The 25,544-nt window shown below is 68.2% G+C and carries 22 protein-coding genes, 1 pseudogene and 2 riboswitches; of the genes and pseudogenes, 7 read left to right on the forward strand and 16 right to left on the reverse strand.

All coding sequences use genetic code 11. From position 1 onward, the window contains the following. Positions 1–140: 140 nt before the first annotated feature. The 9 genes from dnaG to QRN53_RS18505 form a co-directional block, all read right to left on the reverse strand. Positions 141–2,075, reverse strand: a complete 1,935-nt coding sequence (gene dnaG / locus QRN53_RS18465) for a DNA primase (protein ID WP_285245265.1) — start codon at positions 2,073–2,075, stop codon at positions 141–143. Positions 2,076–2,104: 29 nt separating this feature from the next. Then, complete coding sequence (locus tag QRN53_RS18470; RefSeq protein WP_285245266.1) at positions 2,105–2,365, reverse strand: ferredoxin; 261 nt, start codon at positions 2,363–2,365, stop codon at positions 2,105–2,107. After that, positions 2,362–3,618 carry an NADH-ubiquinone oxidoreductase-F iron-sulfur binding region domain-containing protein gene (locus QRN53_RS18475; protein ID WP_285245267.1) on the reverse strand — a complete coding sequence of 419 codons (1,257 nt, stop codon included), beginning with the start codon at positions 3,616–3,618 and terminating at the stop codon, positions 2,362–2,364. The genes QRN53_RS18470 and QRN53_RS18475 overlap by 4 nt, the downstream gene beginning before the upstream one ends. After that, on the reverse strand, positions 3,615–4,172 hold the full coding sequence (locus QRN53_RS18480; protein ID WP_285245268.1) for a ferric reductase-like transmembrane domain-containing protein: 558 nt from the start codon (positions 4,170–4,172) through the stop codon (positions 3,615–3,617). Before QRN53_RS18480 ends, QRN53_RS18475 begins: the two co-directional genes overlap by 4 nt. After that, on the reverse strand, positions 4,165–5,292 hold the full coding sequence (locus QRN53_RS18485; protein WP_285245269.1) for an FAD:protein FMN transferase: 1,128 nt from the start codon (positions 5,290–5,292) through the stop codon (positions 4,165–4,167). The genes QRN53_RS18480 and QRN53_RS18485 overlap by 8 nt, the downstream gene beginning before the upstream one ends. A 1-nt stretch (position 5,293) precedes the next feature. Beyond that, positions 5,294–5,608, reverse strand: coding sequence for a hypothetical protein (locus QRN53_RS18490; RefSeq protein ID WP_285245270.1), 315 nt, complete (start codon positions 5,606–5,608; stop codon positions 5,294–5,296). A 141-nt stretch (positions 5,609–5,749) separates the two neighbouring features. Then, positions 5,750–7,090, reverse strand: coding sequence for a deoxyguanosinetriphosphate triphosphohydrolase (locus tag QRN53_RS18495; RefSeq protein WP_502934857.1), 1,341 nt, complete (start codon positions 7,088–7,090; stop codon positions 5,750–5,752). Then, entirely contained in the window at positions 7,074–8,252 is a 1,179-nt protein-coding gene (gene dusB, locus QRN53_RS18500) for a tRNA dihydrouridine synthase DusB (protein WP_285245271.1), read from the reverse strand. The genes QRN53_RS18495 and dusB overlap by 17 nt, the downstream gene beginning before the upstream one ends. Positions 8,253–8,361: 109 nt before the next feature. Then, complete coding sequence (locus QRN53_RS18505; RefSeq protein ID WP_285245272.1) at positions 8,362–9,819, reverse strand: YibE/F family protein; 1,458 nt, start codon at positions 9,817–9,819, stop codon at positions 8,362–8,364. 140 nt (positions 9,820–9,959) lie between these two features. On the opposite strand from QRN53_RS18505, the gene QRN53_RS18510 reads away from it, so the two are divergent. Further along, complete coding sequence (locus tag QRN53_RS18510; protein WP_285245273.1) at positions 9,960–10,742, forward strand: alpha/beta hydrolase; 783 nt, start codon at positions 9,960–9,962, stop codon at positions 10,740–10,742. An 11-nt stretch (positions 10,743–10,753) separates the two neighbouring features. Continuing rightward, positions 10,754–11,587 carry a lysophospholipid acyltransferase family protein gene (locus tag QRN53_RS18515; protein ID WP_285245274.1) on the forward strand — a complete coding sequence of 278 codons (834 nt, stop codon included), beginning with the start codon at positions 10,754–10,756 and terminating at the stop codon, positions 11,585–11,587. Between the two features lie 54 nt (positions 11,588–11,641). Here the strand turns inward: QRN53_RS18515 and QRN53_RS18520 are convergent, their stop codons facing one another. The 3 genes from QRN53_RS18520 to QRN53_RS18530 all read right to left on the reverse strand — a co-directional run bounded on the left by QRN53_RS18520 (position 11,642) and on the right by QRN53_RS18530 (position 15,172). Then, on the reverse strand, positions 11,642–12,673 hold the full coding sequence (locus QRN53_RS18520) for a GNAT family N-acetyltransferase (RefSeq protein WP_285245275.1): 1,032 nt from the start codon (positions 12,671–12,673) through the stop codon (positions 11,642–11,644). Positions 12,674–12,675: 2 nt separating this feature from the next. Continuing rightward, positions 12,676–14,061 carry a glycine--tRNA ligase gene (locus QRN53_RS18525; RefSeq protein ID WP_285245276.1) on the reverse strand — a complete coding sequence of 462 codons (1,386 nt, stop codon included), beginning with the start codon at positions 14,059–14,061 and terminating at the stop codon, positions 12,676–12,678. A 127-nt stretch (positions 14,062–14,188) separates the two neighbouring features. Then, positions 14,189–15,172 (reverse strand): DMT family transporter, encoded by a 984-nt coding sequence (locus QRN53_RS18530; RefSeq protein ID WP_285245277.1) that lies wholly within the window; start codon positions 15,170–15,172, stop codon positions 14,189–14,191. A 32-nt stretch (positions 15,173–15,204) separates the two neighbouring features. Between QRN53_RS18530 and QRN53_RS18535 the strand changes: the two genes are divergently transcribed. Further along, on the forward strand, positions 15,205–15,438 hold the full coding sequence (locus tag QRN53_RS18535; RefSeq protein WP_285245278.1) for an RNA-binding S4 domain-containing protein: 234 nt from the start codon (positions 15,205–15,207) through the stop codon (positions 15,436–15,438). 31 nt (positions 15,439–15,469) lie between these two features. On the opposite strand, the gene QRN53_RS18540 is transcribed toward QRN53_RS18535, so the two are convergent. Beyond that, on the reverse strand, positions 15,470–16,120 hold the full coding sequence (locus QRN53_RS18540; RefSeq protein WP_285245279.1) for an alpha/beta hydrolase: 651 nt from the start codon (positions 16,118–16,120) through the stop codon (positions 15,470–15,472). A 77-nt stretch (positions 16,121–16,197) separates the two neighbouring features. Here QRN53_RS18540 and QRN53_RS18545 point away from each other — a divergent pair, with 77 nt between their 5' ends. Both QRN53_RS18545 and QRN53_RS18550 read left to right on the forward strand, forming a co-directional pair. After that, positions 16,198–17,067 (forward strand): SGNH/GDSL hydrolase family protein, encoded by an 870-nt coding sequence (locus tag QRN53_RS18545; RefSeq protein WP_285245280.1) that lies wholly within the window; start codon positions 16,198–16,200, stop codon positions 17,065–17,067. Positions 17,068–17,116: 49 nt separating this feature from the next. After that, the gene (locus tag QRN53_RS18550) at positions 17,117–17,683 is read left to right on the forward strand and encodes a hypothetical protein (RefSeq protein WP_285245281.1); all 567 of its coding nucleotides are present in this window, start codon (positions 17,117–17,119) and stop codon (positions 17,681–17,683) included. Between the two features lie 19 nt (positions 17,684–17,702). Here the strand turns inward: QRN53_RS18550 and QRN53_RS18555 are convergent. The 3 genes and pseudogenes from QRN53_RS18555 to QRN53_RS18565 form a co-directional block, all read right to left on the reverse strand. Continuing rightward, positions 17,703–18,838, reverse strand: a pseudogene (locus tag QRN53_RS18555) (alcohol dehydrogenase catalytic domain-containing protein). Positions 18,839–18,959: 121 nt separating this feature from the next. Beyond that, entirely contained in the window at positions 18,960–20,075 is a 1,116-nt protein-coding gene (gene metX, locus QRN53_RS18560) for a homoserine O-acetyltransferase MetX (RefSeq protein ID WP_285245282.1), read from the reverse strand. A gap of 12 nt (positions 20,076–20,087) precedes the next feature. Then, positions 20,088–20,203, reverse strand: a riboswitch (SAM riboswitch). Positions 20,204–20,302: 99 nt separating this feature from the next. Further along, complete coding sequence (locus tag QRN53_RS18565; RefSeq protein WP_285245283.1) at positions 20,303–21,646, reverse strand: bifunctional o-acetylhomoserine/o-acetylserine sulfhydrylase; 1,344 nt, start codon at positions 21,644–21,646, stop codon at positions 20,303–20,305. Positions 21,647–21,671: 25 nt separating this feature from the next. Next, positions 21,672–21,786, reverse strand: a riboswitch (SAM riboswitch). A 281-nt stretch (positions 21,787–22,067) separates the two neighbouring features. Here QRN53_RS18565 and QRN53_RS18570 point away from each other — a divergent pair. Both QRN53_RS18570 and QRN53_RS18575 read left to right on the forward strand, forming a co-directional pair. After that, positions 22,068–24,401, forward strand: coding sequence for a S8 family peptidase (locus tag QRN53_RS18570; protein WP_285245284.1), 2,334 nt, complete (start codon positions 22,068–22,070; stop codon positions 24,399–24,401). Between the two features lie 100 nt (positions 24,402–24,501). Next, on the forward strand, positions 24,502–25,140 hold the full coding sequence (locus QRN53_RS18575; protein ID WP_026265047.1) for a VOC family protein: 639 nt from the start codon (positions 24,502–24,504) through the stop codon (positions 25,138–25,140). The last annotated feature ends 404 nt before the right edge of the window (positions 25,141–25,544 follow it).

The following is a 25,544-nucleotide window of genomic DNA, read 5'->3' on the forward strand; positions in this document are numbered from 1 at the left end:
AACCCTTCGATTAACAGTCGAATGCTCTGCCAATTGAGCTAAGGAGGAATGAAGCGGGTATTAGCCTAGCAAACACTTGCCGCTGGAACGAAATCGTGCGGCCGTGAGCTGGCCCACCCCGACGCGGCGGACTTGGCCCCCTACGACTCTGCCCGCAGCGCCCGGCGTTCCATTTCCAGCATCATCAGTTCACGGTTGAGCCGCTGGTAGGTTTCCGGGTCCGCGGCCGGATCGAGCCGCTGCAGCTGCCCCATCTTGTCCGCCTTGACCCGGGTGATTTGCAGCTCGAACAGGCGGGACAGGATGTCGCGGCAATACTTGAGGACGGCTTCCTCCGTGTGGGCGGGCAGCGGTACCACTGCCAGCTCCGAGACCAGCGGCCGGAGGGGTTCGGGAACTTCGTGCATCACCTGTTCGACCCAGCGCACCGGGTCGCCGGCCGCCAGCCCCGGGCCCGTGGCGCGCATGGCGTCGTGCACGGCCTGGAAGGCGGGCGTGGCGAACCGGGCGGCAGCGAAGCGGTCCCAGACGGCACCTGCCAGCAAGGATGGCTGCTGGAGCGCCACCTCCAGCGCCTGGCGTTCCATCGACGCTACGGGGTCCCGCGGATCCGGCCGGTGGAAGGAAGGGACGGCGCCCGACGACGGTCCGGCAGCAACGCCGGGGCCGCCGGGCTGGGCGGCGCCCGGCTGGGCCGGGTTGCCGGCCTGCGGTTGGCCGGAGGCGCCCGGACGTCCCGTGTCCCCACGCTTCACGGCAGCGGTGACCAGGCGGAGGACTTCGTTGGGGTCCGGCATGCCCAGCCAGCCGGTCAGCGCCTGGCAGTAGCCCGTCCGGGTGGAAGCGTCACGGATGGCGGCAACCACGGGCACGGAGGCTTTCAGGCCCTGGACGCGGCCCTCCACGGTGTCCAGGTTGAACTGCTTCAAGGTGGTGCGGATGGCGAATTCGAACAGCGGCCGGCGTGACTGGATGAGGGCGTGCACGGCTTCGTCGCCGCGGCTCAGGCGCAGGTCGCAGGGATCGGCCCCCGTGGGTTCCACGGCAACGTAGGTCTGGGCCGTGAAGCGCTGGTCTTCCTCGAAGGCCCGCAAAGCCGCCTTCTGCCCCGCGGCGTCCCCGTCGAAGGTGAACACCACCTCTCCCCCGGTGCCGTCGTCGGACAACAGCCGGCGGGCGATCTTGATGTGTTCGGTGCCGAACGCCGTTCCACAGGTGGCCACCGCCGTCGTAATTCCTGCAAGGTGGCAGGCCATCACGTCTGTGTAGCCCTCCACCACCACAAGTTGGCGGTCCTTGGCGATGCTCTTCTTGGCCAGGTCGATTCCGTACAGGACCTGCGACTTCTTGTAGAGCGTGGTTTCGGGGGTGTTGAGGTATTTGGGGCCTTGGTCGTCCTCGTAGAGCTTCCGGGCTCCGAAGCCGATGGTGTCACCGGCGATGTCCTTGATGGGCCAGATGAGGCGGCCCCGGAAGCGGTCGTAGATGCCGCGGTTGCCCTCCGAGAACATGCCGGTGAGCTTCAGCTCGGCGTCGGTGAAGCCGCGGCCCCGGAGGTGCTTCAGGAGTGCGTCCCAGCCCTGGGGGGCGTAACCGCAGCCGAAGTGCTCGGCTGCGGACCGGTCGAAGCCGCGTCCGTGCAGGAAGTTCCGGGCCTCGGCGGCACCGGGCGTGAGCAATTGGGCGCGGAAGAACTCGTCGGCGATCTTGTGGGCGTCCAGCAGCCGCTGGCGCCGCCCCACTTCCTCCCGGTTGGGCCCGGTTCCGCCATCCTCGTAGCGCAGCTCGTAGCCGATCCGGGCCGCGAGTTTTTCCACCGCCTCGTGGAAGGAGCTGTGGTCCTGCTTTTGGACGAAGGCGATCACGTCGCCGTCCTCGCCGCAGCCGAAGCAGTGGTAGCGGCCTACCTGGGGGCGGACGGTAAAGGACGGCGAGCGCTCATCGTGGAAGGGGCACAGGCCCTTCCAGGTTCCCAGCCCGGCGCCTTTGAGGGTGACGTAGCCGTCAACCACTTCCTTGATGTCGGTGCGCTGGCGTACTTCGTCGATATCTTCACGTTTAATCAGCCCAGCCACACAGCAATCTTAGTGTCACCGGCCCGGCCTTAACGGCCAGGCTTCCGGCCTTCGCGTGCTGGCGCGACGCGTTCCTGGAGGCTCAGGGCCAGCTTGGGGCAGAGGAACACCGCCTCCTGCGCGGCTTCCCGGTCCGCGTCCCGCAGCGGAACGTCCGTCCGTTCGCGGCCGGACTTCCCGCGTGCCACGGGGTATCCCCAATCATCCCGGTCCAGGACGCCGGGAAGCAGTTCGGTGCACAGGCCGCGGCCGTCGCAGCTGGTCCAGTCGATGTGCAGGATGGCCGTCATGCCGCCGCACCCCCCGGGGCAGCGCAGTAGCCGGCGAGGTGCGCGAGGAAGTCCGCGGCGAACACCTCAAGGGCGCTGCTGACCAGTCCGGTGGTCCCCTCCGGATGCCGGCAGGCGCCGCGTCCGGAGACCAGCCGTCCCAGGCGTTCCAGTTCGGAGGCGAGGCGCGGATTGCGTTCCCCGCCCGCGATCCGGTTGAGGACGGACGCCATGGCCGGCAGGCCGAACATGCAGGGACCGCACTGCCTGGCCGATTCGTTGGCGAGGTAGGTGAGGATCCGGGCGGTCGCCTGGATACCGCAGGCCTGCGGATCAAGCGCATGGATCACGCCCGCCCCGGGCCGCGCCGTCCCGGCTACCGGCCCAACCGGCGAGAGCACATGGGCAGCGGGCCGTACCCAGCGCCCGTGGTAGCCGCCCACCAGGACGGCGGAGACGGGGGCCGGGTCCATGCCCGCTTCCTTGAGCACGGCCGACAGTTCCACGCCGCCCGGCACCTCCAGCACCACATCCCTGACGGGGGCGGGCCCGGAGACAGACACCAGCCGGGTCCCCGGATCCGTCGCCGTCCCCGCTTCGCGGAACCACTGCGCCCCATAGCGGGCGATCAGGGCAACCTGCGCCAGGGTTTCGACATTGACCACCAGCGTGGGCCGGCCGTTCAGGCCCGATTCGCTCAGGCGGCGGCGCTGGTCAAGGGGCACCGCAGTTCCGCTGGCAATCATGTTGACGACGGCGCTCGACTCGCCTGAGATGAACGTTTCCGGTGCCTCCACGACCCGGACCCGCTTGGTGCCGGGACGCCCCGCGAGGGCCTGCCGGACAGGGGGAAGGCTGGCTGCCGGCGCGTAGACATACGTGCTTGCGCCGCCGAGGGCTGAGGCCAGCGTGAGCAGCCCGTCGATGACCAGGTGCGGTGCATGGGTGAGGAGGGTCCGGTCTTTGAAGCTCAGGGGTTCGCCCTCGGCGCCGTTGGCAATCACCACCGGGCGGGACGCAAACAGCCCCCTCCGGCCGGACTCCGCCGTCGCGGTCACCTTGCGCCAGGTTTCGAACGCTGCCCCGCCCCGGCCGGTGAGTCCGGACGCCGCAAGGGCGTCAAGCAGTCCCGGGGCGGCGGCCGCGGCGTCGAGGGACCCGAAGGTGTCCAGGTGCTGGTCCCAGCCGGCATCCGGGCCTGCCGCGAGGAGGCGCGGTTCCTGCCGCGCCGCGTCCGGTGGAGCCGGCTGGTAGGTGTCTCGGGCGTGGCTCACGGGAGGTTTCCTTGCCTGGCAGTGGAGGTTTCGAGAAATGTCGGGGACAGCCGCCACAGCAGCGCTGCGGCCACGGCAACGGCGGACGCCGCGGCCAGCAGCAGGAACCAGCCACTGGAGGCATCGGTGCCGTTTCCGAGGGCGTGCGCCATTGCCACCGGCCAGATGCCGTAGGTCAGCCAGTGGACCGCTTTGAAGGTCCGCTGCCCGATCCGGTGGCGCAGCAACCCGGTGACCACCACGGCCAGGACCAGGTCAAGGGCCACCGTTCCCAAGCCCTGCCAAAACGGCTGGAAGGAGCCCAGGAAGGGCACCACGATGTCCACCGGGTTCAGCTTGGCAAAAGAGTCCAGCAGCAGCGAGCCCACGTGGAGCCCCAGGAAGACGGTGGCAACCAGGGCGATATTCCGGTGCAGGAGGCTGATGGAGAACCGCGGCAGCACCAGCAAGGGACGGCCGGACCTGTTAAGGATTCCCAGGAGCACGGAGGCGGTGAACAGGGCCAGGGAGATGAAGCCGCTGACCCGGCCGAAAGCCCACATTGCCTCATCCACGGCGGCCACCCCCCGCCGCACCGATGCCGGCCGGCTGCCGGTGTGGTTCCGCAGGGCTGTAACCACTGCCACGGGGCCCCGGGCTTTCGGCCGGCCACCCGCCGGTGCTGACAATCCGGCCACGGCCGTCCACGAGCCGGGCCACGATACCCTCGGCGCGGAACCAGTCCACGGCTGCGTGGCCGCGGACAATGCCGGCCGTACTGTAGGCGTTGGCCTCCAGGCACGTGGGCGCGGCCACCGTCACCGAACGCCAGATGGGCTCGGCCGGGAGCCCGAAGCGAGGATCAAGGACGTGGTGGACGTCCGTTCCCTGGTGCTTCCAGCGGCGCTTTTGCGTGCTGGACGTGGCCAGGGCAAATCCGGACGCGAGGGAAATTTGCTGCGCGGGATCGGCGGGCAGGTCCTGCACCAGGACCTGCCACTGGCCGTGTCCACCGCCCACGGAGGGCGCCTCCCCTGCGCTGGCCAGGTCTCCCCCCAGTCCTACGAGGACCCCGCAGCCGAGCCGCTGGTGCACTTCGGCGGCGGCAAGGTCCGCCGCGACCGCTTTGGCTGTGGCGCCCAGGTCCAGCCGGAGTTCGGCGGGCAGGGTCAGCGTGGCGGACTCAAGGCCCAGCCTGGTCCATCCGGGTGCCCGTGGCCTCGGTGCTTCCGGGGATGCTTCCGGGAGTGCGGACGACGACGGTGCGGGAGTTCGCGCCGCCACGTCCGCGAGTGACTGCACAGGTACCGGGACTGTGAGAAGCCCCGGCGTACCCTGCTGGTCCGGGCCGTGGCCCAGGGCGGCCAAGTCCGCCCCGAGGGTGGGGTCCACATCGCCGCCGGTCATCGCCGCCGCGTCCAGCGCCCGCTGGAGGAGCAGCCGGAACATTGGGCTGACGGTAACGCCCTGCGCCATGAAGGGTTGGAGGCTCATCAGTTCCGAGTCCGCGCGGAACCGGCTGCAGGCGGCGTCAACTGCGGCCACCACGTCGCGGACGATCCTTTCCGCGTCAGCCAGGAAGCCGGCGTCGGTAACGGTGACTGACGCCTCAAGCTCCCAGACCGTCCAGGTTGATTGCGCCGCAGTGGGGCGATCCGACGTCGCGCCGGCACCGGGTGCGTCAGGACCGTTCATCTCAGGATCCCGAGGACCTGCCGTGGACCGTGCCGCCGTTGCCGGGTTGGACCGGCGTGGTGCTGCCGTAGCTCTTGGAGCGGCGCGTGCCGTCCTGCCGGCTTCCGTAGCTGTTGTTGCCGTAGGTGGTGGACCCGCCCGATTTCGGTGTGGTGCCCTGGGTGGCGTCGTCCGATGCGGGAGTGGTCCGGGCGATCACCGAAGGTGTAGCGGCGTACACGGCGGCCGCGCTGACGCCGGCAACTGCGACGCTGCCCACGCCCACCGCCACGGTAATCCCGGTGGCGAGGCGCTTTCCCCTGCTGCGAGTACTCATGACCTGCTCCGGTGCTGTTAACGGCCTGCCTTTTCCCCTATCTTGCTCCTCATTCCTGTGGAAACTCTTAGAGCAAGCTGTTGATCGGGCAGGTGTTCCCGGGGTCCGCGCCGTCCCGGGGTCAGCCAGGGCCGTCGCGGGCTACCAAAGCGAAGGCAGGCTCCCCACCAGGCGCTCGTACATGGCCAGCGCGGAGCCGTCCGTCAGGGACGCCACCTGGTCGATGACCACCCTGAGCCGTGCCCCGTCGTCGGCCGCGTCCCGCCAATCGGCGGCAAACATGGGTTCCAGGTGCCTGTCCCCGGTGGCGCTCAGGGCGGTGACCAGGGCGTGGAGCACTTCGCGCTGGCGCTCGTAGATGGGCTGCCGGTGTTCGGTGGTCATGACGAATGTGGTGGCAAGGCCCTTCATGACCGCAATCTCCATGACGGTCTCGTCGGGAACCATCAATTCGGCGTTGTACCGGGTCAGGTTCTCCGGCCCGTAAACGGCTCGGGTGGTTTCCAACGCGCTCTGGCAGAACCGGCCGATCAGCTGGCTGGTCATGTTCTTCAGCGCCGCCATGGATTTGCGGCTGCCATCGGCCTCGCGAACCCACACGTCCGTGGCCTCGAGCCGGGCCAGGGCGGCGTCAATGGCGGCGGGATCGTTGTGCGGCAGGTACCACTGCTTTGCGTATCCCACCACGCGGGCACGGTGGTCCGGGTTGTCCAGCCAGCGCAGCTGGAAATGGCCCGCAACGATCGCGTCCTCCACGTCGTGCACGGAGTAGGAGATGTCGTCCGCGAGGTCCATCACCTGGGCTTCAAGGCAGGACCGGCGTTCCGGGGCGCCTTCGCGGAGCCAGTTGAAGATGGGGAGATCGTCCTCGTAGGCACCGAATTTGCTGGTGCGCCGGCCGTGGATCACCGGGGCTTCCAGGGCAGACCACGGGTATTTCGACGCCGCGTCGAGGCTTGCGCGGGTGAGGTTCAGCCCGGCTGGATGGCCGTCTGCGGTGAGCACCTTGGGTTCGAGCCGGGTGAGCAGGCGAAGGGTCTGGGCGTTGCCCTCGAAGCCGCCGATCGCGTGCGCCACCTCGTTCAGCGCCGATTCGCCGTTGTGGCCGAACGGCGGGTGGCCCAGGTCGTGGCTCAGGCAGGCCGTGTCCACCACATCAGGGTCGCAGCCCAGGGCCCGGCCCAGTTCGCGGCCCACCTGTGCTACTTCCAGGCTGTGGGTGAGCCGGGTGCGGACGAAGTCGTCCGTGTCCGGGGCCACCACCTGAGTTTTGGCGCCCAGACGGCGCAGCGCGGAGGAGTGCAGCACCCGGGCGCGGTCCCGCTCGAAGTCCGAGCGGTACGTGTTCTTGGGCGGCTCCTCCACCCAGCGGGCGGAATCGTGGAGGTCATAGCCGGGCAGCGCGAGGGCCGCGGTGGGGGTGCCGGGCGCCGGGGTGCCTGCGACCGGGGTGCTCAGGGGCGCCTCAGCCACCGGAAACATCCAGTTCGGCAGCGGCGATGTCGCGGGACTGGTCGTCGTTCAAGGCGCGGGAATCCAGCCAGTCCTTGGGCAGGGCGGGCCGTTTCGGGGAGCCTGCACGTCCGCGCGGGCCTTCTGCATCCACCCCGGGGTACGGCGAGTCCAGGTCAAGCTCCGCGAGGGTGTCCCGCAGCACCTCCAGGCTGGTCACCAGGGCCAGCCGGGTGCGCAGTTCGCCGCCCACCACGTAGCCCTTGAAGTACCAGGCGATGTGCTTGCGGATTTCACGCAGCGCCTTGCCCTCGTCACCGAAGGTCTCCACCATCAGTTCAGCATGGCGGTACACGCCCTCGGCCACCTGGCGCAGGTTGGGCCGGTGGCGGACGTCGCTGCCCTCGAAGGCGGCCTGCAGGTCGCCGAACAGCCAGGGCCGGCCCTGGCAGCCGCGGCCCACCACCACGCCGTCCACGCCGGTTTCGCGGACCATCCGGACGGCATCCTCGGCTGACCAGATGTCGCCGTTGCCCAGCACCGGAATGTCCGGCAGGGCTTCGCGGAGCCGTGCGATGGCGGACCAGTCCGCCTTGCCGGAATAGAACTGGGCGGCCGTGCGGCCGTGCAGGGCGACGGCGGCAACACCGGCATCGCGGGCGATGCGGCCTGCGTCGAGGTACGTCAGGTGGTCATCGTCGATGCCCTTGCGCATCTTAATGGTCAGCGGAATGTTGCCCTTGGAGGCTTCCTTGACGGCCGTCTGCACGATCGCGGTGAACAGGTCGATCTTCCAGGGCAAGGCCGAACCGCCGCCGCGCCGCGTCACCTTGGGGACCGGGCAGCCGAAGTTGAGGTCGATGTGGTCGGCCCGGTCTTCCTCCACGAGCATCCGTACCGCGGCGCCGACGGTGCCAGGGTCCACGCCGTACAGCTGGACGGAACGGACTTTCTCGTCGTCGTCGTGCGAAATGATGCGGAGGGATTCGGGAGTCCGCTCCACCAGTGCGCGGGACGTGACCATCTCCGCCACGTACATGCCGCCGCCGTATTCACGGCAGAGCCTGCGGAAGGCGGAGTTGGTGATGCCGGCCATGGGAGCCAGGATCACGGGGGTGTCAACGGTGATGGGTCCCAGCTTCAGGGGCGGGAGTTCCAGCTTGGGGGCGGGAGGGGTTGCTGCAACAGTCACCTGTCCATTGTTGCAAAGCCGGGCAAATCGGGGATTTCCGAACGCGCCGGAAGGTGGTGTGAAGGATTTCCGCGCGCCACGGGGCGGTTGCCGGCTGGCCGGTGTCCGGTCAGCCGCGGTCTGCCCGACGGCCGCGGCGGGTGGCGGGTCCACCAGCGGATTCGACGGCGGGTTCGGCGGCGGGTTCGACGCCGGTTCGCCGGTTGCGCTCCCCCAGCGCGGCTGCGGCGAGCGCCCCGGTGTCCGGCAGGTCTCCGGCGTGGACGTGGCCGTCGTCGTACGGCGCGCTCCCGGTCTGGCCGTCCGTTGCCTTGATGCCGGTGGCCTTGACCACGAGTACGGCGATCAGGGTGGTGACCGGGATGGCCAGGACCAGCCCGATGGAACCCACCAGGGTGCGGATCACTTCCTCGGACAGTTCAGAACTGGTGAGCGTATCCATCAGGGGCCGGTCATAGAGCATGACGATGATCAGGATGGGCAGCGCGGCCCCGGCGTAGGCGAAGGCGATGGTGTAAACGGTGGACGCGATGTGGTCGCGGCCGATCCGCATGGCGGACGTGAACAGCTGCCGGGCGCTGCTGCCCGGTGCCAGTTCGTAGAGTTCCCACACGGCGGAGGACTGGGTGATGGTGACGTCGTTCAGGACGCCCAGCCCGGAGATGATCAGTCCGCACAGGATCACGCCGGAGATGGAGATATTTGCCGAGGTGTTCACCAGGGTGGCCGCGTCATGACTGCCGACGCCGGCGAGGTTGGCGGCGTCGGTGGCCCAGGCGGCCAACAGCGACGTAATGCCCAGCCCGAAGATGGTGCCCAGCAAGGCCGTGGACGTCCTCGCCGAGAATCCGTGGGCGAAGTAGAGCACCCCGATCATGATCACGGTGGAGCCCACCAAGGTCAGGAGCAGCGGGGGTTTGCCCTCCACCAGGCCCGGGAGCAGGAAGTTTGCCAGGACGAAGTAGGCGCCGACGAGCCCGATCAAGGCACGGAGCCCGCGCCAGCGGGCGACGGCGATGACCACGGCGGCGTACAGCACGGCGAGCAGGACGATCGGCAGGGTGCGGACGAAGTCCACGAAGATGTAAGCCGGCGAACCCTGCGATCCGGTGGCCCCCTGGGCATTCGAGAGGTTCAGGTACCGGATCTGGTCCCCTGGCTTGACCCCGTGCGAAGAGGCCACGTCCGGGTTGATGACCACCTTGACCGGGCTTCCGCCTTTGTCCGGCTCCGTGAAGGCGAAGGTGCAGTCGGAGCCCTGGCGGGGCGCCTGTCCGGCGGAATCCTGGCCGGTTCCCTGCTGCCCGGTTGGCTGGCCGGTTTGCTGGCCGGCGCCCTGTTGGCTGGTCCCCTGTTGGCTGGTCCCCTGCATGCAGTTTTCGGTCACCACGCTTTGGATTGTTCCCGTATCAAACGTCACGCCGGGGGCGGTTGAATACGGGTTGGCCAGCGTGATTCCTTCTTTGCTGCCGGACGGCCACAGTGCGGCCATCCCGGCCAGGGTCAACAGCGCCAGCGGGATGAGGACTGCCGCGAGGATGCGGTTCGCCTTGCTGCGGGCAGCCATCGCTTGGGGTGTCGGCTCCGAATGGCTCTCGGAAGTGTGGGAGTGACCGGCGCCCATCAGCAGTACAACCTCATGGCTTGTACTCTACGTGCGGCGCCATAGGGTTTATAAATGGACCATCGGATGGGGAGGAACCAGACATGGACAGCGGTGGGACACATGGAACCGACACTCGCGGGACGGGGAACGGCGGCGGGGAACACGCCGGGCAGGCTCCGGGGGCTCCCCTGCACAGTCCTGTACTGAGCGTCCTTGAGGCATCCGGCCCCACCCGGGGCGTGGTCCTGGTGCTGCACGGCGGCAGGGCCCACAGCCGGGCACCCGTGGAGGCCCGGCACTTGAGCCCGGCCAGGATGGTCCCGTTCGCCCGGGACCTGCACCGCATGGGCAGGAAGCACGGGCTGGCGGTCTGGTCCCTGCGCAACAGCGTGCGCGGCTGGAACGGCCCGGACATGACACCGCTGCAGGACGCACGGTGGGCGTTGCGGCAAATCGAAGAACTCCACCCGGGCGTGCCGATCTTCCTGTTGGGCCACTCCATGGGCGGTTTGACGGCCGTCTGCGCCGCCGACCACCCCCAGGTGGAGGCGGTGGTGGCCCTGGCGCCTTGGCTGAGTCCGGAAACCCCGTCCGCCCGGGTGGCGGGACGGAAGGTGCTGATCGTGCACGGAACCACGGACCACATGACCAGCCCCAAGCAGTCGCTCGCATTCGCCCGCCGCGCCACCGGGGAAGCGGCAAGCATGCAGTACGTGTCCCTGAAGGGCGTGGGGCACTTCATGCTCCGCAAGATCCGGGTGTGGCAGACGCTGGCCTCCGGGTTCGTCATCAAGTCGTTCGCCGAGAGCACGGGCGCCGCTGTCCGGCCGCCGCGGGCCTTCACGCAGCTGCTGCCGGATTCGTCCGTGCACATTACCCTCTAGGCGCGGTCCCGATGCCTTGGCGTCCCCCGCCGAACGACCGCTTCTATCGGGTCATCGTCCGTACCGGGCAGTTCCTCAGCTGGGCCCTCCGGCTGGACGTCGCGTCGACAGGCCAGGAGCACCTGCCTGCGAAGGAACCGGCCACCGGCCCGTCCCGCCGGGCGGCCCCGGGAAGGGGCGCCGTTTTTGCCATCACCCACTTCGGTTACGTGGACTTTGCGCTGGTCGAGCTGCTCCTGTGGCGGCACACGCGTGCCCAGCTGCGGTTCCTCATCCATCAAGGCGCCGCAGACCACTGGCTGGCCGGCCCCGCCATCAGCGCCAGCGGCCATGTGGTGGTGGGCTATACGGACCGTTCAGACGCTTACGACGCCGCAGTGGCAAAGTTGCGGGCAGGCGAGTATCTCGCTGTTTTCCCGGAGGCAGGGGTGAGCCGCAGCTTTACGGTCCGCGAATGCAGGACCGGTGCTGTCCGGATGGCGGCGGAGGCCGGGGTCCCGGTCATTCCGGTGTCGGTCTGGGGTGCGCACCGGGTGATGACCCGGGGCCACGGATTCTCGCTGCGCCGCAGCTGGCGTGCGCCGGTGCGGCTCGAGGTGGGAGAGCCCATCGTCTACCCGCGTGATGTTGACGTGGAGGGCGCCACGGAGGGACTGCGCCGAACGCTCCAGGCGGGAATCGACCGGTGTATCGCGGGCTTTCCGCTGCTGCCGGCGCCCGGGGCATGGTGGCTGCCGGCGCACTTGGGCGGGGGTGCTCCCTCGGACGCCGAGCGGCAGCATCTGGACGCCGCGGACGCCGCCGCGGGCCGTCGTCGTGCTCCCCGTTCCAAACAGGCGCCCTAAAGCGCCGTGCCACGCACCGTCCGGGACGGTACGTGGCACGGTGCCTGCGGTGCCCTAGTCGGAGACCACCAGGGTTTCCGGTGCGGCCAGGCGTGCCTTGCCGCACTCCAGGAGGGGTTCGACGGCGGCGCGGAGGGCGGTCATGGAGTCGTCCAGCTCCAGCATCACCGGGTGCTGGTACGCGATGAGGGCGAGCATGTCGCGCACGGCCTCGGCGGCGTCCCCGGCGGACAGTGCGGGCTCGTGCCCCACGAAGACGTCCGTCGGCGCATCCGGTCCCGCGGAATCGGTCCCCGGGGCGGCGTCGGGATCGGCCGGGGCCGCGTAGCTGACGGCGAAAGCCCGGATGCGGCCCTTCTTGCTCGGCGCCACTCCTGTTCCAAAGGCCGATTCCGGCTGGGCCCGCAGCACGATGGCGCCGTGGGCGCCGGTGAGCTCGTCCAGGAACAACTTCTGCACCTGGCCCACGGACAGGACGCCCGGTGAGTCCCAGTCATGGATGGCGGCGTAGTACCGCCCCACCACGTCGGTGAGCTCCACCGATCCCGTGGCCAGGTCCATGACGACGTCGGAGCCGGCATCCTCGCCGCCGGCCGCGCCGGCGCCGTCCTTGGCAGGGAACACCGGCAGCCGGAGGGCACCCGGCTCCACGACCACCAGGCGCGAACGCTGGATGGGTTCCAGGCCGAACGCTTCGGCGAAGGCGGCGCCGGCCGTGCCGGGTTCCACCTTGGCGCGCAGCCTGGTGACCCCCGACGGCGCATCCTCGGCCTCGCGGCGCAGCATGGTCAGGAGGCTGGCCCCAATGCCGGCACGGCGGTGGTCGCGGGCCACCTCGATGTAGGTCCAGAGGCGGTCCGGGTGCAGGGACGCCTCGTAGACGACGCCGGCCGCGACCGGGATGGCGACGCCGTCAATGACGTCCTCGGCCACGATGCAGCGGCGCCACGGGGTGCCGTCCCTTCCATTGGAGGACAGTGCCAGGGCACCGCGGAACTGTCCTGCCTCGCCGGTGTCCGGGTCACCCCAGATCTCCAGCAGCGCAAGGTCGTCGCCGTCGCGCCAGGGGCGGTATTCGATGGCCATGCTCAGGCGCCGATCAGCCGTGCGGCCAGGTAACCCTCCACCTTGTCCAGGGAAACGCGTTCCTGGCTCATGGTGTCCCGCTCGCGGATGGTGACGGCCTGGTCCTCAAGGGTGTCGAAGTCCACGGTGATGCAGAACGGGGTGCCGATCTCGTCCTGGCGGCGGTAGCGGCGGCCGATCGCACCGGCGTCATCAAAGTCGATGTTCCAGTTCTTGCGCAGCTGGGCGCCCAGGGCCTTGGCCTTCGGGGACAGGTCCTCGTTGCGGCTCAACGGCAGGACCGCGGCCTTGACCGGGGCCAGGCGCGGGTCAAGCTTCAGCACGGTGCGCACGTCCACGCCGCCCTTGGCGTTGGGGGCCTCATCCTCGGTGAAGGCGTCCACCAGGAACGCCATGAAGGAGCGGGTCAGGCCGGCGGCGGGCTCGATCACGTACGGGGTGTAGCGCTCGTTGGTGGCCTGGTTGAAGTAGCTCAGGTCCGTGCCGGAGGCCTTCGCGTGGGTGGAGAGGTCAAAGTCGGTCCGGTTGGCGATGCCTTCCAGCTCGCCCCACTCGGATCCCTGGAAACCGAAGCGGTACTCGATGTCCGTGGTGCCCTTGGAGTAGTGGCTGAGCTTTTCCTTGGGGTGCTCAAAGAAGCGCAGGTTTTCCTCGCGGATGCCCAAGCCCGTGTACCAGGCCATGCGCTCGTTCATCCAGTACTTGTGCCACTCTTCATCCGTGCCGGGCTCGACGAAGAACTCCATCTCCATCTGCTCGAACTCGCGGGTGCGGAAGATGAAGTTGCCGGGCGTGATCTCGTTGCGGAAGGACTTGCCGATCTGGCCGATGCCGAACGGCGGCTTCTTCCGCGAGGTGGTGAGGACGTTGTTGAAGTTCACGAAGATGCCCTGGGCGGTTTCGGGCCGCAGGTAGTGCAGCCCTTCCTCGCTGGCCACGGGTCCCAGGTAGGTCTTCAGCAGGCCGGAGAACTCCTGCGGCTCGGTCCATTCACCGCGGGTGCCGCAGTTGGCGCAGGCAATGTCCTTCAGGCCGTTTTCCGCCGGGCGGCCCTTCTTTTCCTCGTATTCTTCCTCGAGGTGGTCCGCGCGGTACCGCTTGTGGCAGGAGAGGCACTCCACCAGGGGGTCGGAAAAGACCTCGACGTGCCCGGAGGCTTCCCACACCTGGCGGGGCAGGATCACGGAGGAGTCAAGGCCCACCACGTCCTCGCGGCCGCGGACCATGGACTGCCACCACTGGCGCTTGATGTTTTCCTTCAGCTCCGCACCCAGGGGCCCGTAGTCCCAGGCAGAACGCGAGCCTCCGTAGATCTCACCGGCCTGGAACACGAAGCCCCTCCGCTTGGAGAGGGAAATGACCTGGTCGAGGACGGATTTTGCTGCCATGGGGTAACTCCAATTTCTACAGGGCCGCTGGGTGCGGTCCGCGGTGTGCAATGCCCGGCTGCGGCGTGCGGGGCACGCCGGGCACCGGGTGGGCGGATGGGGAAAGATGCGTCGAAAGCTGCGTGTCCTAGCCTACCGGCCGGCGCCCCCGGAGCGCTCCCCGCGGCCAGGGCAACGTGGCCAGGATGATGGCACCGAGCGTCAGCAGGGTTCCCAGGATGGTGGCAGGGGCGACGACGGTGCCCGGGGCGGGCAGCACCAGGTCCAGTGCCAGGGACCCCAGGAGCTGGCCCGCGATCATGCCAAGCCCGGTGACCAGCACGCCGAGGCTGCGGACCAGCAGGGCGCCCAGGCCGATGAACACGCAGCCCATGGGCCCGCCCAGGTAATACCACCAGTCGGCAGGCAACGGATTGCCCGGCCCGGCCACCGCGAGCTTCACGGCAAACGCCGCCCACAACACCATGGTGCCGGCCACGAAGTTGACCAGCGTCGCGGCGATCGGGGTGCCGTAGTGGACTGTGGCGGTGCCGTTCATGGCCTGCTGGAAGCTCATGAGGAACCCTGCCGCCACCGGCAGCAGCAGCGGAAGCAGCAAAGCGCCCGGGCCGGCGCCGGCCCCGCTGAACCGGGGCGAAACGGCCCAGGCGACGGCGGCGATGGTCAGCACGCAACCGATAATGCGGATTCCCGTGACGGATTTCTTTCCGGCGGGGCCGATCCCCAGCCGGTCCACCAGCAGCCCGCTCACGGTCTGTCCCGTGACGGTGGCGACGGTAAACAGGGCCACCCCGAGGAGGCCCACGGTAAAGGACTGCGCGAAGACGAACAGCGCGCCGATGGCACCGGCAAGCACGTAGATTCGGGGAAAAGCGCGGGTACGGACGGCCGGGAGGATTCTCGCCAGGCCGGCCCGCCCACGCGGCAGGACCAGCGAGATCAGGATCATCACCAGCAGTCCTGTGGTGAAACTCACCACGGCTGCGGCGATTCCGTCGTTGAGGCGGGCGCCAAGCGCCCCGTTGATGCGGCCTTGGACGGGGATGGCCAGGCCGGCACCCACCGCCAGGGGCAGGCCTGCGAGGACGGGCAGGCGTGGAGGGGAGGTCATTGGATCCACCTTAGTTCAGGCATTATTGCTGTATGAGCAACCCCATTGACGACGTTCCCATCCGCGACACCATGATCCGGCTGGGCCAGCTGTTGAAGCTTGCCAACCTCGTGGAGGACGGTGTGGAAGCAACGGAACTCATCAAAAACGGGCTCGTGAAGGTCAACGGCGAAATCGACGACCGCCGCGGACGCCAGCTGCACCACGGCGACACCGTGACCGTCAACGGCCGGACCGTGCGCGTGGTGGCACCCACGGCTGACTAACCGCGCGGCTGCCGCGCCGTCGTCGTCCGTCCTATTTGTTCAGCACCTCATGCGTGAGGAATTCCCCCACGTGCCCTATCTCCTGCTGGTTGATGCCGTGCCACATGCCGGTGTACAGCACCTTGGTGAGCTTGACGTGCTTGCGCACCCAGCCCATGGTGAACTCGATCTTGTCCTGCGGGATCACCGGGTCCTGCTGGTCCCGGCCCCAGAACATAGGGACGGTTCCGTCCAGTTCGGCGTCCTGGAACGTGGGGTCGCCGTCGGCGTCCACCACGAAACCTGAGAGTCCGACGACGGCCGCGAAGTCCGCGGGACGCTGCCGCAGGAGGGTGGTGGCCACGGCCATGCCCATGGAGAAACCCAGCAGCGAGACTGAGGGGTGGCCCTGCTTGATGGTGTCGATCCATTCCAGGACATAGGCCGAAGCAGCCTTGACCCGGTCCAGGGAGTAGTCGATGGACGCCGTAAGCGGGAACCACGTGTAGCCCGGACCCATGGCGATCGGCGCCCGAACGGATGCCACCGCGAAGTCGCCCGGAAGCATCCCGGCCAGGCTGAACAGGTCCTGCTCGTTGGCGCCATAGCCGTGCAGCAGTACCAGCAGCGGCTTGCCGGCACGCTGGTCTTCGGGATGGGACCACAGGACAACGGGAGCGGGAAATACTTCGGCGTCAGTCATGGTTTCCATTCTTACAGTTACCCGAAAGTAACAACCTACGTTGGCGTAGCCAGTGAAGCGGAAGGCAGGATAGGACAGTGACTGACGCAAGTGCCATCCAGACCCCGTCCGTGCTCCCCGGTTCCCACCCCTGGAGCCGGTACGTGGCGATGGGCGATTCCTTTACCGAGGGCATCGGCGACCCTGAGCCCTCAAGCCCCGGCGGCCATCGCGGCTGGGCCGACAGGGTGGCCGAAGAACTCGGCCGTACCAAGCCCGACTTCGCGTACGCCAACCTCGCCGTCCGCGGCCGGCTCCTGCAGCAGATTGTGGACCAGCAGCTGGCTCCGGCCCTGGAACTGAAGCCGGACCTGGTCACCCTGTCCGCTGGCGGCAACGACCTCATCCGCCCTGGCGGCGACCCCGACGTCCTGGCCGAGAAGCTCGATTCCGTGGTCCAGATCCTGACCAGTGGCGGAGCCACCGTGGTCCTCTTCAACGGTCCGGATACCGGGTCCTCGGTCCTGGGCAGGATCCGGAGCAAGGTGGCCATCTACAACGAGAACCTGCGGACTGTCGCGGCCCGGCATGATGCTGTCATCGCCGATATGTGGTCCCTCCGGCAGCTGAGCGATCCGCAGATGTGGGACCAGGACAGGCTGCATTTCTCCCCGTTGGGGCACCACACCATCGCGGCCATGGTGCTGGACTCGCTCAATGTGGAGCACTCCCTGGAACCGCTCCAGCCCAAGGCCCTCCCCCCGCGGACCTGGCGCGAGGCAAGGACCGGGGACCTGGTGTGGGCGCGGGAATACTTCGTGCCCTGGGTGCTGCGCCGGTTGCGGCACCAGTCCTCCGGTGACGGCATCACGGCAAAACGGCCGACGCCGGGCCCCGTCTTCGGCCCGGGTGTTCCCTTGGGATCCGGTGAGGGTCCCCTGGGAACTTCGGAACCCAGCCGCCGGTAGCACCGCCCGGGGTTAGGCTGGAAGGACAACCTTCGAGAGGCGCGGCACCGTGAGCAGCTTGTTTTTGTGGATCATCATCCTGTCCTTCGTTGTGCCCACGGCCATGCGGATGTACCGGCGGTCCATGGCGCGGCGCGACCGGGACCAGGGCTTGCCCGGCCAGTACCCTGGCCAGTACGGGCCGGGCGGATTCCCCGGTTCGGGCCAGTATCCCGGGTCCGCAGGGCCGCAAAGCAACCAGCCCCGCGACGGCTACACCCAGCAGGACTACATGTCCGGCGGCTTTAACCAGTACGGGCCCAGGGGCGGTTCCCAGCCGGGGCCGTACCAGTACGGGCAGCCGCCCATGCCTGACCCCCGGTCCGGCGCTGCCCAGGAACCACCCTTCCAGCAGTTCCCCGGCCAGCAGCAGCCGTACTCCCAGCAATTCCCCGGCCAGCAGCAGGGTCCGGGCAATACGCCGGCCGGCCCGCCGTCTGGCCCGGCCGCTCCCCCACCGGGAGCGCACCAGGGATTCCGTGCCCGGAAGCTCGCAGAACTGGACCAGCAGTACAGCAACGGGGAAATGTCCATGGAGGACTACATGAAGCGCCGCGGCGAGATCATGAACGGCTGAATGCCTGGCACCACCACGCCTAGGCGCGGAACAGCCGCCTTACCACCGGCCCCGACGCCAGCGCATCCAGGCCTTCGTTGATTTCGGCCAGCGGCCGGGTGTCGGTGTGCAGCAGTTCCACCGGGAGCCTGCCTTCCCTCCAGTAGCCAAGATAGGCCGGGATGTCGCGGCCGGGAACCGCATCACCCATGTACGAGCCCAGGAGTCGTTTGCCGGCCCCTGCGAACTGCAGTGCGGGAACTGTTAGTTCGGCGGACGGATGGGGCAGGCCCACCGACACAACCGCACCGCCCCGCGTCACCAGGTCCAGGCAGGTGGCGATCACGCCGGCCGAGCCGACTGCTTCAACGGCAACGTCCACCCGTCACCGGAGGCCTCTCCAATCAGCCGGGCCGCCTCGCCAGGCGTCCCCACCGCCGTAGCACCGGCCGCCATTGCCAGGTGGTGCTTGCCCTGGTTCGGATCGATGGCGACCACGGCGGCGGCCCCGGCGAGGCGGGCCGCCATGACGGCGGACAAGCCTACTGCGCCGAGGCCAAAGACTGCCACGGACTGTCCCGGAGTGACGCCGGCAGTATTGAGCACGGCTCCCATTCCGGTGAGCACGGCGCAACCAAACATCGCCGCCACGGTGTCCGGTACGTCGTCGTCAATCACCACCACCGACTCCCGCGCCACCACGGCGTAATCAGCAAACGCCGAGACGCCCAAATGGTGGTTGATGCGCTCCCCCGCCGGCGTGCGCAGCAAGGCGGGTCCGTGCAGCAGGTCACCGGAGCCGTTGACCTCTGCTGCCTGGTGGCAGAGCGCGGGCTTTCCGGACCTGCAGGCCCGGCAGTGGCCGCAGCTGGGCACAAAGACCAGCACAACGCGGTCTCTTACGGAGACATCCGCCACGCCCTCGCCCACGGATACCACCCGCCCCACGGCCTCGTGGCCCAGGGCCATGGGAAGCGGCCGGAGCCGGGAGCCGTCCACCACCGAGAGGTCAGAATGGCACAGGCTCGAATAGGTGATGGCAACTCCAAGCTCACCGGCACGCGGCCGGGGTTGGTCCAGTTCCTGCACCACCAGTGGGCGCGCGTCGGCGTAGGTCTGCTTTCCCTGGACTTGTCCGACGGCGGGAAAGGTGGAGTACAGGACGGCGGCTTTCATGACACGATCATGCCGTACTTCTTCTCCGCCGCGGCTGCAGCGCCGCACCGGCGGGGCCGCACGGCTGCACCGGCGCCGCTGCACTGCTGCACCGGCGGCTGCCGCGATCCAGCGGGCGCTGCTAGGCCAGGAACGTGGTCCGGAGCTGGTGCCCCAGCTGTCCGATTTCGGTCAGGAAGCCGTCATGGCCTATCGGTGCCTGAATCATGTGCACGTCGACCTCACCAGGCAGGGCCTGGGCCAATTCGCGGGACTGGGACGGGAAGTAGAGCCGGTCGGAATCCACGGCGGCAACGAAGAACCGGGCAGTGGAAGACGCCAGGGTTTCGGCCAAAGGCCCGCGGCCCCGGCAGATATCGTGGCTCATCAGCGCCTCGGTGAGGGCGATGTAACTGTTGGCGTCGAACCGGCGGACAAGCTTCGTGCCCTGATGGTCCAGGTAGCTTTCCACTTGATAGCGTCCACGGCGTGCCAGCAACCCGCCACGCAGGGGCGACTCGGGGGCCTGGGGTTCCCGGCCGAAGCGCCCTTCCAGTTCCGCGGCGGACCGGTACGTGATGTGGGCAATGCGCCGGGCCAGGGCCAGGCCGTCTTCCGGGCACGGGCCGCCGTAGTAGTCCCCGCCGTTGAAGTTCGGATCCTGGCGGATGGCCAGGGTCTGGGCCTGGGCAAAGGCGATCTGTTCGGCCGTGCTGGCAGCGCCGACGGAGATGACGGCGCAGCGTTGCACCCGGTCGGGGTAGGTCACGGCCCACTCCAGGGCGCGGGCACCGCCCATGGAACCGCCAAGGACGGCGTACCAGCTCCCGATGCCCAGCTGGTCCGCCAGCCGGGCCTCCGCAACGGTGCTGTCCCGCAGAGTGACCAGCGGGAACCGGGATCCCCAGGGTGCCCCGTCCGGGGCAGGCGATGACGGTCCCGTGGATCCGTAGCAACCACCCACGATGTTGATGGACACCACGAAGAAACGGTCTGTGTCTACGGGAGCGCCGGGACCTGCCAGCTGTTCCCACCAGCCCTCTTCATCGGTATCGCCCCGGGTCACATGGGTGCTGCCGGTCAGGGCATGCTCGATCAGGATGGCATTGCTGCCGTCCGCATTCAGCGTGCCCCAGGTCTCGTACGCCAGGGTGACATCCGGCAGGTAGCCGCCGCCCTCCAGTTCGAGTCCTCCAATGGAGGCGTAGCGGACAACTCCGTGTTCTGGAATGGTGGTACGGGCGACGGTAACCGTCATGGCAAGACCTCTTCTACGCGCTTGCCTGCCGTCATTTGACCGGCAGGCCAGGTCTTCACCCGGGGCACCCCACCGCGGAAGGAGGGTTGCCGGCCAGCAAGCCGGGGCTGTCACTGGCACTCATGACCTGGTTCGAGTGTACGAAACACCCCCCGGTCCAAGCCAAGAGTGTGACTGGTTGTGACTTCCCGGCGTTGCCGGCCGGCAGTGCCGCCGAGCGCTGGAGATCAGGGGCCAGCGGCGCCCTTGGCCGCGCGGAAACCGGCCTCAAGGTCGGCCAGGATGTCGTCGATGTGCTCCACGCCGACCGACAGCCTAACCAGCCCGGGATTGACCCCGGCCGCCACCTGCTGCTCGGGCGAGAGCTGGCTGTGGGTGGTCGACGCCGGGTGGATGACCAGGGAGCGCACGTCACCGATGTTGGCCACGTGGGAGTGCAGTTCCAGCGCGTCGACGAAACGCTTGCCCGCCTCCGCGCCGCCGGCAAGGTTGAAGGCGACGACGGCGCCGGTCCCCTTGGGGCCGTACTTGCGGCCACGCTCGTACCAGGGGCTGGACGGCAGCCCCGCGTAGGCGACCGATTCGACGTCGTCCCTTGCTTCCAGCCAGCGCGCCACTTCCGTGGCGTTGGAGACGTGCCGTTCCACCCGCAGGCTCAGCGTTTCCAGGCCCTGGGAAATCAGGAAGGCGTTGAACGGCGAGACTGCCGAGCCGAGGTCGCGCAAGAGCTGGACACGGGCTTTGAGAATGTAGGAAAGGTTGGCACCCAGTGCCCCGCCCTCACCCAGGTCCCGCGCGTAGACCAGTCCGTTGTAAGTGGGGTCCGGGGTGTTGAAGCCCGGGAACCGTTCGGGGTCCTTGCCGAAGTCGAACTTGCCGGAATCGACGATCACGCCGGCGATAGCCGAGCCATGTCCACCCAGGTATTTGGTGGCGGAGTGGATCACGATGTCCGCACCCCACTCCAGCGGCCGGATCAGGTAGGGAGTGGACAGCGTGTTGTCCACGATCAGGGGAACGCCGGCGTCGTGGGCCGCCTGCGAAATGCCTTCGATATCCAGGACGTCCTGGCGCGGGTTGGACACCACCTCGCCAAAGAACAGCTTGGTGTTGGGCTGCACCGCTGCGCGCCACTGGTCCAGGTTGTCCGGATCCTCCACGAACGTGACCGAGATGCCGAACTTCTTCAAGGTGTGGGCAAACAGGTTGTAGGTGCCGCCGTACAGGCTGGGGCTGGCCACGATGTGGTCGCCGGCCTCGGCGATGTTGAGCACCGCGAAAGTCTCTGCGGCCTGGCCGGAACTCAGCAGCAGCGCCGCGAGGCCTCCTTCAAGGCTGGCGATCCGCTGCTCCACGGCGTCCTGGGTGGGATTGCCGATCCGGGTGTAAATAGGCGCCAGCTCAGCCAGCGCGAAGCGGTTGGCCGCGCTCTCCGCGCTGGGGAACACGAAAGACGTGGTCTGGTAAATGGGCAGGGCACGGGCTCCCGTGGCGCTGTCCGGTTCCTGGCCGGCGTGGATCTGGCGGGTTTCGAAGGACCATCCGTTGGACATGCGTATCTCCTTTGACATGGGCCCGGCATGCAGGGAGCACCACGGGCCGCGCTTGCTTCCGGCTCTTGCCGGACAGCCTGGTCCTCACCCGGGGCACCCCACCGCGGATGGAGGGTTGCCGGCCAGCGAGCCGGGGCTTGGCGCTGGCACTCATGACCTGCGCCCAGTATAAGAACAACCCTGCGGCCGGGAACAGCATTGTGACGAACATGGTCCTGGCCATGACGTGGGCCCCCGTGCGCGGACCCGGCAGCCATCGATTCATGGGCCGGATCCGCGGCGCAATGGCAGTGCCATGCGGAGGTTTTCCAAGGTTCCACAAATAATGCGCAGGATCGCCCGAGGTTCGGCCGCCCTGCCCTTCCGCTCGGATACCTTGGTACCCGGAAACCCCCCACCGGCCCTGCCCGCGGCCACGCACCAAAGGAACACGACTCCGTTGCCCCAAACTTTGCGCCTGGCCTTCGGCGCCGCACTGCTGTCCGTCGTCGTGCTTTGCTCCAGCGGTGTACCGGTGCAGGCAGCCGCGCCCACCCCGCCCGCGGCCGCTCCCGACAGCACCAGCGGCCGTTACCTGGTCCAGTTCGCGGCGGGAACCGACGTCCCCACGGCGGTGCGCGACCTGCATGCCCAAGGGGTCGCCGTCGGCCGCACGTTCAGCAAGGCCCTGCACGGGGCGGCGATCACAGCCACGTCGGCGCAAGCCACGGCACTGCTGCGGTCCGGCAAGGCAACCGCCGTGGAACCCGATGCTGTATCGACGATCTCCGACACGGAAAAGCCCGCGCCGTGGGGCCTGGACCGGTTGGACCAGCAGACGTTGCCGCTCTCCGGCGGCTACACCTATGACAGCTCCGGCCTCGGTGTCCGCGCCTACGTGGTTGACACCGGAGTCCTCGCCTCGAACGTGGACTTCGGCGGACGTGTTGCAGCGGGCTGGACAGCGCTCTCCGACGGCGGCGGAACAAATGACTGCAACGGACACGGCACCCACGTCTCCGGGATCATCGCCGGAACCGTCTACGGGGTGGCCAAATCTGCCACGATCGTGCCCGTGCGGGCCTTGGCCTGCGACGGGTCCGGTTACTACTCGGACATCATCGCCGGACTCGACTGGATCGCCGGGGACCATGCGGCGGGGACTCCGGCCGTGGTGAACATGAGCCTGGGCGGACCGGCCAGCAGCCTCCTTGACACCGCCGTCCAGAACGTCGTCGACGATGGAATCTCCGTCGTTGTCGCGGCCGGGAATTCGGCCACGGACGCCTGCACGGCCTCGCCCGCCCGCGTCCCGTCGGCCCTGACTGTGGCGGCCAGCGACTCGTCGGACCGGCAGGCGTCGTTCTCCGACTACGGCCAGTGCGTGGACCTTTACGCTCCGGGGGTGGGCATTACCTCCGCCTGGAATACGTCGTCGACGGCCACGGCATCGCTGAGCGGTACCTCCATGGCTTCGCCGCACGTTGCCGGCGCGGCAGCCCGCATCCTCTCCCAGCACCCGCTCTACACTCCTTCGCAGGTGACGGACGCCGTCCTGTCGGCTGCCGTTCAAGGAACGGTTGCCGGTGCCGGCGCCGGCACGCCCAACAAACTGTTGCATGTGGCAGCCAACCCAAGCCTGCCGGGGGCTTTCTCGTCCCAGGCGCCTTTCCGGCAGCTGGACACCCGCTACGGCACCGGCGGCATCAGCGGCCCCGTCGCCCCCGGAGACACCATCCGCGTCTCCGTCACCGGCCGCGGCGGAATCCCCACCACCGGAGTGTCCGCCGTCGCCGTCAACGTCACCGCCACCGCACCCACCAGCTTCGGCAACATCACCGTCCACGCCGGCGGCACCCCCGACCCCGGAACCTCCAACCTCAACTTCACCACCGACCAAACCACCCCCAACCTGGTCATCACCCCCGTCGCCGCCGACGGAACCATCGCCCTGACCAACAACTCCGCCGGCACCGTCCAACTCATCGCCGACACCTTCGGCTACTACATCGCCGGGGCCCCGGTGGACCCGGGCACCTTCTCCTCCCAGGCGCCTTTCCGGCAACTGGACACCAGGTACGGCACCGGCGGCATCAGCGGCCCCGTCGCCCCCGGAGCCACCATCCGCGTCTCCGTCACCGGCCGCGGCGGAATCCCCACCACCGGAGTGTCCGCCGTCGCCGTCAACGTCACCGCCACCGCACCCACCAGCTTCGGCAACATCACCGTCCACGCCGGCGGCACCCCCACCCCCGGAACCTCCAACCTCAACTTCACCACCGACCAAACCACCCCCAACCTGGTCATCACCCCCGTCGCCGCCGACGGAACCATCGCCCTGACCAACAACTCCGCCGGCACCGTCCAACTCATCGCCGACACCTTCGGCTACTACATCGCCGGGGCCCCGGTGGACCCGGGCACCTTCTCCTCCCAAGCGCCTTTCCGGCAACTCGACACCCGCTACGGCACCGGCGGCATCAGCGGCCCCGTCGCCCCCGGAGCCACCATCCGCGTCTCCGTCACCGGCCGCGGCGGAATCCCCACCACCGGAGTGTCCGCCGTCGCCGTCAACGTCACCGCCACCGCACCCACCAGCTTCGGCAACATCACCGTCCACGCCGGCGGCACCCCCGACCCCGGAACCTCCAACCTCAACTTCACCACCGACCAAACCACCCCCAACCTGGTCATCACCCCCGTCGCCGCCGACGGAACCATCGCCCTGACCAACAACTCCGCCGGCACCGTCCAACTCATTGCCGACACCTTCGGCTACTACATCGCCGGTTAGGCCGGGCTGCAGGGGCGGTCTTTCATCATGAGCGGAGCACAAAATCCAAGTAAGGGTACCCTTAGCTGAGAGCCTGATCACAAAGTGCCAAGATGTTGCCATGCGCATGGATCACGTCTCTTACGCCTGTGAACACGATGGCCTCGCGGCCACAACCGAACGTATTTCAACTGCCCTCGGCGTTGAGGCAGTGAAGGGCGGGGTCCATCCCCGGTTCGGCACCCGGAATATGATCATCCCCCTCGCAGGGCACAAATACCTCGAAGTGGTGGAGGTCCTGGACCACCCGGCTTCGGACAAGGCACCGTTCGGACAGGCAGTGCGTGCCCGTTCGGCTGCGGGTGGCGGCTGGATGGGTTGGTGCGTCGAAGTGGACGACCTCGCTCCATTCGAAGAACGCCTTGGCCGCGCCGCCGTGAACGGCAACCGCAAGTTCCCGGACGGCCGCGAGCTTGTGTGGAAGCAGATCGGCATCCTGGGCCTTATCGCAGACCCCCAGGTCCCCTACATGCTCAAATGGGAGGGCGACCCGTCACTGCACCCCTCCAACGCCTACGAGAGCAACCTCAAGATGAGCTGCCTGACCATTGCAGGCTCCGCGTCGCGGGTGACCGAATGGCTCGGCGAGCCGGTGGAAAAACCGCTTGAGGACGTTGCGGTTGAATGGGTGGCCCCGCACGGCACCCCCGGTATTCTGTCCGTCACGTTTGAAACCGCAAACGGGGCCGTCACCATCTGACGCTCCCTCCCCTCTCCCCTGCTTGTCCGGGAGACGGGGGTGCCGGGACGTACCCGGCTCAGCTTCGGCCGCCATGAGGTAGTAACAACGGCGTCACTACCTCATGGCGGCCGAATTTCTTTTAAGCGGCAGCTGTTTGTCCGCACCAGTGAGAGCCGCGCATTCCGCTGCGCCGCACAAGTTCCTTTCGGCGCGGGATATTTGGGGGCGGAAAGGAAAGTCCGCATCGGGGATGTACGACGACGGCGGGCGGCTTTTGCGGTGTGAGACCCTTTGGGCAGCCTTTGGCAGCCGGTGGGCTTAGGCGGACCGGCTTTCCCCGACTTCGCTCGGGGCGGCTGCAGGTCTGAATGATGCTCCTATAGCTGTCAATTGGTGTTGAGCCAGTCTGAGTAGCGTTGGAA

The sequence above is a fragment of the Pseudarthrobacter sp. fls2-241-R2A-127 genome (assembly GCF_030209355.1).
Classification (GTDB): Bacteria; Actinomycetota; Actinomycetes; order Actinomycetales; family Micrococcaceae; genus Arthrobacter.

Excerpts from the sequence above, each read along its gene's own strand:
- QRN53_RS18520 (WP_285245275.1), bottom strand. The coding sequence starts at position 12,673 with ATGGCCATCGAATACCGCCCCTGGCGCGACGGCGACGACCTTGCGCTG.
- QRN53_RS18505 (WP_285245272.1), bottom strand. The coding sequence starts at position 9,819 with ATGGCTGCCCGCAGCAAGGCGAACCGCATCCTCGCGGCAGTCCTCATC.
- QRN53_RS18495 (WP_502934857.1), bottom strand. The coding sequence starts at position 7,090 with ATGTTTCCGGTGGCTGAGGCGCCCCTGAGCACCCCGGTCGCAGGCACC.
- QRN53_RS18485 (WP_285245269.1), bottom strand. The coding sequence starts at position 5,292 with ATGAACGGTCCTGACGCACCCGGTGCCGGCGCGACGTCGGATCGCCCC.
- QRN53_RS18515 (WP_285245274.1), top strand. The coding sequence starts at position 10,754 with ATGCCTTGGCGTCCCCCGCCGAACGACCGCTTCTATCGGGTCATCGTC.
- metX (WP_285245282.1), bottom strand. The coding sequence starts at position 20,075 with ATGACGGTTACCGTCGCCCGTACCACCATTCCAGAACACGGAGTTGTC.
- QRN53_RS18510 (WP_285245273.1), top strand. The coding sequence starts at position 9,960 with ATGGACAGCGGTGGGACACATGGAACCGACACTCGCGGGACGGGGAAC.
- QRN53_RS18525 (WP_285245276.1), bottom strand. The coding sequence starts at position 14,061 with ATGGCAGCAAAATCCGTCCTCGACCAGGTCATTTCCCTCTCCAAGCGG.
- QRN53_RS18470 (WP_285245266.1), bottom strand. The coding sequence starts at position 2,365 with ATGACGGCCATCCTGCACATCGACTGGACCAGCTGCGACGGCCGCGGC.
- QRN53_RS18575 (WP_026265047.1), top strand. The coding sequence starts at position 24,502 with ATGCGCATGGATCACGTCTCTTACGCCTGTGAACACGATGGCCTCGCG.
- QRN53_RS18565 (WP_285245283.1), bottom strand. The coding sequence starts at position 21,646 with ATGTCAAAGGAGATACGCATGTCCAACGGATGGTCCTTCGAAACCCGC.
- QRN53_RS18540 (WP_285245279.1), bottom strand. The coding sequence starts at position 16,120 with ATGACTGACGCCGAAGTATTTCCCGCTCCCGTTGTCCTGTGGTCCCAT.
- QRN53_RS18530 (WP_285245277.1), bottom strand. The coding sequence starts at position 15,172 with ATGACCTCCCCTCCACGCCTGCCCGTCCTCGCAGGCCTGCCCCTGGCG.
- QRN53_RS18490 (WP_285245270.1), bottom strand. The coding sequence starts at position 5,608 with ATGAGTACTCGCAGCAGGGGAAAGCGCCTCGCCACCGGGATTACCGTG.
- QRN53_RS18535 (WP_285245278.1), top strand. The coding sequence starts at position 15,205 with ATGAGCAACCCCATTGACGACGTTCCCATCCGCGACACCATGATCCGG.